10 protein-coding genes are annotated in these 10,151 nt (G+C 32.5%); all 10 read left to right on the plus strand.

Annotated features, from left to right (window positions below; all coding sequences use genetic code 11):
* The first annotated feature begins 1 nt into the window (after window position 1).
* The 10 genes from asnB (at window position 2) to ABYK18_RS10135 (ending at window position 10,141) form a co-directional block, all read left to right on the plus strand.
* On the plus strand, window positions 2-1,831 hold the full coding sequence (gene asnB / locus ABYK18_RS10090) for an asparagine synthase (glutamine-hydrolyzing) (RefSeq protein ID WP_373036541.1): 1,830 nt from the start codon (window positions 2-4) through the stop codon (window positions 1,829-1,831).
* Entirely contained in the window at window positions 1,828-2,820 is a 993-nt protein-coding gene (locus ABYK18_RS10095; protein ID WP_373036542.1) for a radical SAM/SPASM domain-containing protein, read from the plus strand. The genes asnB and ABYK18_RS10095 overlap by 4 nt, the downstream gene beginning before the upstream one ends.
* The gene (locus ABYK18_RS10100; RefSeq protein WP_373036543.1) at window positions 2,810-3,406 is read left to right on the plus strand and encodes a formyltransferase family protein; all 597 of its coding nucleotides are present in this window, start codon (window positions 2,810-2,812) and stop codon (window positions 3,404-3,406) included. Before ABYK18_RS10095 ends, ABYK18_RS10100 begins: the two co-directional genes overlap by 11 nt.
* Window positions 3,407-3,421: 15 nt before the next feature.
* Window positions 3,422-4,396, plus strand: coding sequence for a radical SAM/SPASM domain-containing protein (locus ABYK18_RS10105; protein WP_373036544.1), 975 nt, complete (start codon window positions 3,422-3,424; stop codon window positions 4,394-4,396).
* Entirely contained in the window at window positions 4,389-5,237 is an 849-nt protein-coding gene (locus tag ABYK18_RS10110; protein WP_373036545.1) for a class I SAM-dependent methyltransferase, read from the plus strand. The genes ABYK18_RS10105 and ABYK18_RS10110 overlap by 8 nt, the downstream gene beginning before the upstream one ends.
* Window positions 5,230-5,922 (plus strand): WbqC family protein, encoded by a 693-nt coding sequence (locus ABYK18_RS10115; RefSeq protein WP_373036546.1) that lies wholly within the window; start codon window positions 5,230-5,232, stop codon window positions 5,920-5,922. The genes ABYK18_RS10110 and ABYK18_RS10115 overlap by 8 nt, the downstream gene beginning before the upstream one ends.
* Window positions 5,915-6,952, plus strand: coding sequence for a dTDP-glucose 4,6-dehydratase (locus ABYK18_RS10120; RefSeq protein ID WP_373036547.1), 1,038 nt, complete (start codon window positions 5,915-5,917; stop codon window positions 6,950-6,952). The genes ABYK18_RS10115 and ABYK18_RS10120 overlap by 8 nt, the downstream gene beginning before the upstream one ends.
* Window positions 6,953-7,113: 161 nt before the next feature.
* Window positions 7,114-8,025, plus strand: a complete 912-nt coding sequence (locus ABYK18_RS10125) for a class I SAM-dependent methyltransferase (RefSeq protein WP_373036548.1) — start codon at window positions 7,114-7,116, stop codon at window positions 8,023-8,025.
* Window positions 8,022-9,131, plus strand: coding sequence for a DegT/DnrJ/EryC1/StrS family aminotransferase (locus ABYK18_RS10130; protein WP_373036549.1), 1,110 nt, complete (start codon window positions 8,022-8,024; stop codon window positions 9,129-9,131). Before ABYK18_RS10125 ends, ABYK18_RS10130 begins: the two co-directional genes overlap by 4 nt.
* Before the next feature lie 5 nt (window positions 9,132-9,136).
* Entirely contained in the window at window positions 9,137-10,141 is a 1,005-nt protein-coding gene (locus ABYK18_RS10135) for a hypothetical protein (RefSeq protein ID WP_373036550.1), read from the plus strand.
* Window positions 10,142-10,151: the final 10 nt, after the last annotated feature.

The following is a 10,151-nucleotide window of genomic DNA, read 5'->3' on the forward strand; positions in this document are numbered from 1 at the left end:
AATGTGTGGGATTGTAGGCTTTACAGGCGAAAAAAACAGTAAATTAATCGCCCAAATGAATAATGAAATTTTTCATAGGGGTCCGGACAATAGCGGTTTATTTGAGTCAGATCAGCTTACTTTAGCAATGCGAAGACTCTCAATAGTGGATATAGATCAAGGCAATCAGCCATACTTCTTTTTTGACAAATCTATAGTCGTGACCTTTAATGGAGAAATATATAACCATAAAGAGTTAAGAGAAGAGTTGATTAAAGATGGTTACATGTTTTCCTCTGACCACAGCGACGGTGAGATTATCCCAAATCTCTATTTAAAATATGGTGTAGATTTTGTAAATAGGCTAAACGGTATGTTTGCTATCTCTTTATATGATGCTAATAACAATAAGTTATTTTTATTTAGAGATAGAATTGGTAAAAAACCGCTTTATTATACAACTATAAATAAGCGGCTTTACTTTGCATCTGAGATCAAATCATTATTGTACATAGAACATGATTTTAAAATAGACAAAAAATCTTTGATTAATTATTTGCAATTGAAAGATACATCTGCTCCAAATACAATATATCAAGATATAAAACAATTAATGCCAGCAAGCTACATAGCGTATGATATATCTAAGAAAGTTTTCACACAAAATCAATATTGGAGTTTGAATTTTACAAATAAGCTTAATTTATCTGAAGTTGAAATATCAGATAAATTAACAGAGCTCCTAGAAGACGCTGTTAAAATAAGGACTCAATGTGATGTTGAGTATGGTGCTTACTTAAGCGGTGGGCTAGATTCTAGTCTAATAACTTCAATGATTGTGAAAAACCATAATACTAATGTAAAAACATTTTCACTTGGTTATAAAGATGATTTTAAAAATAAACAAAGTGATTTGTACCATGCAAAAGAGTTGTCAAAAAAACTAGGGACAAATCATTATGAATATATTTTAGATTCAAAGGAAGTATTTGATGAACTAAGTAATGTATTAAAAGCTTTTGATGAACCATTTTCAGGAACCATCAGTACTTATTTTTTAACAAAATTAATATCAAAGCATGTTAAAGTTTCACTTTCCGGTGATGGAGCAGATGAATTGTTTGGAAGCTATCTTACTCATCGATTGTCCAATCCTATCGAATATTATAACTCATTACAAAACAAAGATTTTTCGCATCTAACCCAAAATGACAAAAGGCGACTGGCACCGTATGATAGTTTAAATCAGTTTGAATTTTTAAAACAAACAGCCGAATCGGACATACAAAAATGGCGAAATAAACTAAATGTTTTTAACGATGCCGAATTAAAATTACTCTGTAATGATATAGAGATTGAAAATCCTTACGAAAGAATATCTTTAAGTTCTATTTCTATGCTTGATAAATGTTTGGAAATAGACCAAAAAGAACTTTTAGCAAATCAGATCCTTCCATTTATTGATAGATTATCCATGGCTCATTCCGTTGAAGTAAGAACTCCGTTTTTAGATTATAGAGTAGTAGAGTTTGCTTCAAGAATACCGTCATCTTTAAAGATTAAGAACAGCGTCAATAAATACATATTAAAATTAGCCTCAAATAAGTATTTGGATAAAGATATTATAAACAGACCAAAAGAAGGGTTCGTTCTGCCTGTTTATAAATGGATAGAAAAACAATACTTTACACAAGTGAAAAATACGATTCTGGATATAAACTTTATTGATTTTTTTAGTTTTAACAAAATTTATATAGAGAGACTTTTAAACGAATTTGACAATGGTGCCGATCATCATGCAAAAGTTTGGAATTTATATAACTTGGCAATATGGCATGAGGGAATAAAATGAAAATAACTGATGAAACAAAAGACAGACTTCTTAAAATAGAAGAAAATTTAAAAGAGTGGGATTTCCCGCCTCAAATCATCATAGAAAGTACCTCCGTATGTAATCAAAAATGCATCCATTGCAACCATCGCATCATGGAGCGAACCAAACAACATATGGATAGTAAGTTGTTTAAAAAGATTGTCGATGAAATAGCCGATACCGCTCCAAACACGGAAATATGGCCGACTTTTTACGGAGAAGCTACAACACTTCGTGAAACTTTATACGAACTTCTTAGATACGCCAGAGACAAAGGGTTGACCAATATGGTACTAAATTCCAACGGTGTCTTACTTGAGAGGCATGACTGGATAGACCAGATATTGACATCCGGACTCAAAAGGTTCATATTGTCTTTAGATGGTTTTAGTTCCGAAGTATTTAATAAGATAAGAGTCGGCGGAGATAGAGACAGGGTATATGCATCTGTAGAAAAACTCCTTAAACGAAAAGAAGAACTTGGATTGGAATTTCCTGTAATCCAATGCCAGTTTTCTGTTATGGATGAAAACAGACATGAAGTAGAACTATATAGAAAACACTGGGAAGCCAGAGGTGCCGAAGTAAAGACCAGAGATATGTTTTCATGGACGAATTCAGGTGATGTCGTAGCCAAAAACCTGGATTATGACACCAAATTCAGAGTTGCCTGTCCGTGGGCAAACAATACAATGGCAATACATGAAAATGGTAATGTCGTAACATGTGCGGTAGATTATGAAGGAAAATGTGTTATTGGAAATGTAAAGAACAATACACTAAAAGAGTTATGGGATAAGCATAATGAGATTGTCCGAAAACCGCACATACAAAACAGATGGTCAGATATACCAGAAATTTGTAAGACATGTCCAGACTGGCAGGTTGCGGGAGCAAAATATCATAAAAATGAGAATATTGAGTTAAAAGAAGAAGCTAGACCATTTTGGTGGAAAAATGAAGATTAACCTTTTTGCATTGACAGGTTTTGGCAATATAGCATTAAAAACTTTATTGAAATACAAAGATATTAATATAGTTACTCTATATACAAGAAAAGAAACAGACTGTTTTCCCTACTACGATGAAGAACAACTTGACTCTTTGGCACAAAAAAACAACATAGATGTAAAATACATAAAAAATGATGATGATTGGGATATTAAAGATAGTGTTGATTTAAATCTGATAGTTACCTTTCATAGAGTTTTTAAAAAATCTCATCTTGATAAAGGTACATACAATATCAATATCCACCCTTCACTGTTACCCTCATACAAAGGTCCTACTCCTACGAATTGGATTATACATAACAAAGAAAAAGAATGCGGTATCAGCGCACACTTTGTAAGTGAAGAAGTAGACAGCGGTGATATAATTTATCAAGAGTCATTTCCTCTACTTCAACAGGACGATGCTAGTTTACGAAAATTCCTAGCATTAAAAAGTGAAAATATCATCCATTTTATTATTTTAAATTTTCCTGACTATAATACAATAGAAAGTATCTATGAACAGAGCAGTTATGAATCATTTTACAAATATAAAGTATAGAAAAAGAGGTAGTCTATGAAAACAACACATGCACTTGAAGATTATTCGGAGTTTAAAACACCGGAATTTCCAAAAATGGTGGTAATCGCTATTAATTATGTTTGCAATGCCTTATGTCCAGGATGCGCATATACGAATTCAGATATAAGAGATTCCTACAATGATACAAAGTTTATGTCCGAAGAGACTTTTAAACGTATTGCGGATGAAGTCGGTAAAGAAAATTCTTGGCTGCGAATCTCCGGCGGCGGCGAACCAATGATGCAAAAAAATATAATCGAGTTAATAACATATGCAAAAGATAAAGGCTGTAAAGTAGGTTTGATAAACAACGGTTCTTTACTCAACGAAAAAGCAGCTCGAGAACTTTTAGGAATCAATATTGATATGATAGAGTTTTCAGTTGATGCCTGTGATGAAGCTACTTACAATACAGTTCGCAAAGGACTCTCTTTTAACACCTTGGTGAAAAATGTACAGCGGACTTTCAAACTTAGAAACGAGCTTGGAAGTAAAACAAAGATTATTGCATCCGCAATCAATCAAACCGGAGTCAATGTTGATAATGTAGAGAATTTCTGGAAATCATCAGTTGATGTATTTCAAAAAAGAAAGTTTTTAACTTGGGGAATAAACAGTTTAGAAAATTCGGCAGACACGACTCCGTACCTACCACCGGAAGATAGGATACCGTGCCCGATTATATTTGACAGACTGCTTATAGACAGCAGAGGACGGGCAATGTTCTGCATTTATGACATAGCCGGAAAAACAGATATGGGAAATGTGCAGGACAACTCAATAAAAGAAATCTGGAATTCTAAAAGATTTAAAGATATAAGAGATTTACATCTATCTGGACGCGGAGCTGAAATTGATATTTGCAAAACTTGCGAAGATTGGCAGTTTAGATCTTGGAATTACAATTATTTTAAAATCACAAAAGATGCTGAAGAAAAAAGAGTGCAAAAGATGGAGAACAATGCTTAATACAATCTCTAAAAAAACAATACTGCTCTTAAATCATCTGTTTAAAAAAGCAAGCTGGTTTGATATTTTAAATAAATCAGATAAAGATACACTCAACTATGCTTTAAAATCAGGAGAAGTTGTTTTAAAACAATTTGACGGTTTTAATGATTTTAAAGATAAAACTGTTTTAGATTTCGGATGCGGATTTGGAGGCAAAACGGCTTATTATTCATCTTTAGGTGCAAAAAAAGTATATGGAGTGGATTTTCATAGTGATTTTTCATTGGTACAAAACTATTGTGAAGATAAAGCTTTAAACATTGATTTTTTAACTTTAAAAGAAGACGGCTTGTTGCCCCTAGAAGATGCAAGTGTAGACGTAGTGATATCTTCTGCAGTATTTGAGCATGTGCTTAATATCGATACGGCACTCAAAGAGATAAAAAGAATTTTAAAACCCGATGGACTTTTTCTCAACAGATGGCATCCGTATGCTACAAGACACGGTTCTCATGTAAACGGTCTGATAGGAATACCTTTTGTTCATCTATTCTTCAGTGAAAAAAATATTATGCAGGTATATGAACAACTGCTAAAAAATAAAACAGATAAGATAGGACATACACTTTTATATAAAGTTAACGATAAAGAGTTCCAAAGCTGGGGAGATATCGGGCTTCAGTTTAATTATCTAAACATAAAACAGATGAGCGATAAAATGAAAGAACACGGTTTTGATATTTTTGAAAAAAGATACTTTTTAGATAAATCAAAACACGATTTTGTTAAGTATCTGCCTGATTATTTTAAAACTTTTTTTATTGATTATGAAATTATCATAAGCAGGAAAAATGAGTAAACTAGCTATTTTACAACCTTCTTACATCCCATGGATTGGATATTTTGAACAAATCATGAATGTAGATATATTTGTATTTTATGATGATGTCCAATATACAAAGAATGATTGGCGAAACAGAAATAAAATAAAAACACATGACACTGATATATGGCTTAGTATACCTACAAAGTCATCAAGCAAACAAAAAATCAATGAAGTACTTATAGACGATACGAAGTCCTGGAGGCTTAAACATCTTAAGACAATTAAACAATTTTATAGCAAATCAAAATATTTCAATGAGATTTATCCGTTACTGCAAAACAACCTAAATTCTAATGTAAGTTCTATTAGTGTATTATCAATCAACATTATTAAAGACATAACAAAATATTTAGGATTAGACGTTAAATTTTACTTATCCTCAGATTTGAACATATCTGGTAATCAAAACACCAGACTGGTTAATATTTGCAACCATTTTAATACCACACATTACTATAGCGGCATGGCTGCTAAAGATTATATTGACCATGAGCTATTTAGGAAAAACAACATAGAAGTAACTTTTCAAGACTATAAGCATCCGTCATACAAGCAGTTAAATGGTGCTTTTTTACCATATTTGTCTATAATTGATCTATTATTTAATCACGGCAGACAGAGTACTGAAATTATAAAAGGAAAAAACAACAATGTCTAAAACATATCTTATAACCGGTGGTGCCGGATTTATCGGTTCTAACTTTGTAAATTATATTTATAACAAATATCCTGATTCTAAAATAATAGTATTAGACTTATTAACTTATGCTGGCAGTGTTGACAACTTTCCGATGCACGTGAATAACTTAAATGAAAGATTTCAATTTTGGTACGGTGATGTCAAGAACAGCGCTTTAGTCGAGAGTTTGGTAAGTCAAGCTGATTATGTTGTTCATTTTGCAGCCGAGACACATGTAACTAGATCGATTTTTGACAATAGAGATTTTTTTGAAACGGATGTCATCGGAACCCAGACTGTCTCAAATGCTGTTTTACAACACAAAAACAGTATTGAAAAATTTATTCACATCTCCACATCAGAAGTTTATGGCACTGCTTCAGAATGTGAATTAATGGATGAGAATCACCAGTTAAATCCAATGTCACCATACGCTGCTGCCAAAGTTGGAGCAGATAGGCTTGTTTACTCTTACGTAGAGACCTACGATATACCTGCAACTATCATAAGACCTTTTAACAACTATGGCCCTAAACAGCATCTGGAAAAAGCAATCCCAAGATTCATAACAAGTGCGATATTGAATGAGGATCTAACAGTACATGGGCAAGGAGAAGCTTCAAGAGATTGGATAAACGTAAACGACACCTGTCTGGGAATAGATAAAATCTTAAACTCCCCTCTTTCAAAAGTTCAGGGTGAAGCTTTTAATCTTGGAACAGGTATTACGATCTCTATTAAAGACATAGCTTTGCACGTAATCAGAGCTATGAACATAGATAAATCAAGAATCAAGTATATTGATGACAGACCCGGACAGGTTGACTGTCATATAGCCGATATAAAAAAGATTAAAGATGTTTTGAACTGGGAGCCTTCTATTAAGTTTGAAGAGGGCTTAAAAGAGACAATAAACTGGTACAAAAACAACATGAAAATGTGGGAAAAACAGATCTGGATGCGTCAAGTTCCCATAATATTAAAAGACGGCAAGAAAGTGATTCACTAATCATTACTTTTATGAGTAATCCATAAATTGGTCATCTTATTAAAAGTTTGCTATAATCTTTGCCATATACGTTTCTAAACTAGACGGTAAAATGCCAAACATATTTTTGAGAACAAATACCAGATAGCATATATAATATTAGATTTAAAAAAAGAGGTTTTATGAAAATTAGTTGTCCAATGTGTTCTACTTCCGTTGCATATTCAACAAGTGTTTGGGAGTATGAGTTTAGCGAGTTAGTCCAATGTAACAATTGTGGTTTAATACATCATTTACGCAATGATATGTTACATGCGGAACAAGCATTTACGACTTATCATAACAATAGCTGGGGGCATGGTTTTGAAGACGTATCTGAGTTCAACATAAATTCTTCAGAGATAATGCAGCATGCTGCACGTATAGAATTTAATTTACAATATTTTTCAAAATTTCTTAACATTACTGAAGACGATTGTGTTCTTGATATCGGTGCAGGAGTCGGTCTTTTGGAGTTTGTAGCACAAGAAACAAATTCTCCAATACATAACACAAACCTTGTAATGATTGAACCGGTTGTTGAAAATTATAGGCTTCTTAGAAAGCGTTATCCCAATCATACCGCTGTTAACTGTCATATAAACCAAATTAGAAATGTAACACCTACATATGATGCAATATTCTGCCAAGGTGTTGATTATCTATTTGGTGACATAAATGAATCTTTTAAAATATTACACGGCTTATTAAAACCAGATGGGCTTATGCTGATATCACGCAATCTATTTATTGATATGCCATGTTATTTCGGTGGCAAACCTATTGGTAACAAAGCAGATATATTTTCACCAAATGCTTTGATAAATGCCTATTTTCTAGAAACACATTATAAAGAATTTTTAGAGAAAAATTTTGATATTGTTGATGAAATGAATTACGAAGAAAAATATGGTGAGAGTAGTGACCTAGTAGTCGGTCAAATTTATAATTATGTTTTAAAAAAGAAAGACTCATCATATGATGAAACACCGCTCGATGAAACAAAATATCTCACTCAATACAATGAAACACTTAAGAGATTATCCAAAAAATGAACATAGATTTTTTCAAACATAATATAGATGAAGAAGATATCTCAAGAGTAAACGATGTTCTTAAGTCTATATTCCTAACCAATGCAAATGTCACAAAAGAATTTGAACAAAAATTCTCCCGTTACTTAAAAAGTAAACATTGTGTTGCCGTAAGTTCATGTACTGCGGCTCTTCATCTAAGTCTACTGGCTTTGGGTATACAAGAAGGAGATGAAGTCATCACAACTCCTATGAGTTTTGTAGCAACGTCAAATGCTATCTTACATGCCGGTGCTACGCCGGTATTTGTAGACATAGAAAAAGAGACAGGCAATATAGATGCTTCGCTGATAGAGAGTGCCATAACATCAAAAACAAAAGCTATTATGCCCGTGCATCTGTATGGCAATATGTGTGACATGATAAAGATTAAAGAGTTAGCAGATAAATACAATTTAAAGATCATTGAAGATGCCGCCCATTGTATAGAGGGCGAGAGAGACGGTATAAGAGTCGGGGAGTTGTCAGATACCGCCTGTTTCTCATTTTATGCAACTAAAAATATCACAAGCGCAGAAGGCGGGGCAGTAACGACCAACAACAAAGAAGTGGCCGACCTACTCTACCAACTAAGACTCCATGGCATCAATAAAGATGCTTCTACAAGATATACCGGTAAGTTTCAGCATTGGGACATGAAAGTATTAGGCTGGAAATATAATATCAGCGATGTTCAATCTGCACTTCTAATCGGACAGCTGCAAAAGATAGAAAACAGATTAGCAAGAAGAGAAGAAATAGCAAATTACTATGAAAGAGAGCTTGACAAACTTGGCATAGAATATATAAAAATCCCAAAAGACACCAAATCTGCCAGACATCTATTTGTTATAAAAACAGACAACAGAGATGAAGTTGTTGCACAATTACAAAGTGAAGGTATTGGCGTTGCCGTAAACTACAGAGCAATACATATACTTGATTACTACAAAAACAGATTTGGATATAAAGATGAAGACTTTCCAGTAGCTAAAGAATTTGGAGATAAAGTCATATCAATTCCTTTATATTCTAAATTAACAGATTTGCAGACTAATTATGTCATTGCTCAATTAAGCAAAGGCTGATACATATGGGCTATACAAAAGATACATTGGACACTTTAAGACTGTTAAGAGATATAGACTGGGAAGAAAAAACCATCATAGAGTTCGGTTCACAAGATATTGACACGGATATTGACTCTTTACATGATTTCATAAGATCTTTCAATAAAAAGCCTCTGGATTTAAAAGATTATATAAGTGAGAATTACTCAAGATTATCTACCAGATATTTATACGAAAGCATTTGTATTAAAAAATATGACTGCATTGATATTGACGGTACTCACAACAGTTTAAAATTTGATTTAAATTATAACCTGCAAGATAAATATAATTTTACAAAAAAGTATGATATTGTCACTAATTTTGGCACAACAGAGCATATATTCAATCAATACAGCTGTTTTGAAAATATTCACAATCTATGTAATGAAGAAGGCTTAATGATTATCAGCCTTCCTATAGAAGGATATAGTAATCATTGTTTTTTTAACTATCATCCTACTTTTTTTGAACATTTGGCAAATAATAATAATTATGAGATTTTATATATGGATTATAATATTACTGCTTATCACAAAGATAATGATTCTAAAAACATCACTGTAATCTTTAAGAAATCAAACAATGAAAACTTTATAATACCTGTGCAAACAGAGATAAATAAGCCCGTAAATTCAATCAACAAATTCAATAATGAAAAATTAGTAAAACATTTTTATGCTCTTACAGATATAGATTTAAACAGTATAAATAATTTGGCAATCTTTGGTACGGCACAAGCAGGAGAAGATGCATATTTGTTCTCACAAAAAGCGAATAAAGAAGTCTTATGTTTTATTGATGATTTCAAAAGCGGTAACTATAAAGATTCATCAATTCCCATTGTCAGCTATGACGAGTTTATTCATTCATATCAAAAAAAGGTCGATCTAATTATTCAAGGCAACAAACAAAACGGTAACTTAAAAAATAGGACAGGCTTAGATGTAAATCTTGTTGAGCTGTCCTCATTAATAAATTTTAAATAAAAAGAAAAAT

It is taken from the genome of Sulfurimonas sp. (assembly GCF_041563495.1).
Taxonomy (GTDB): Bacteria; Campylobacterota; Campylobacteria; order Campylobacterales; family Sulfurimonadaceae; genus Sulfurimonas.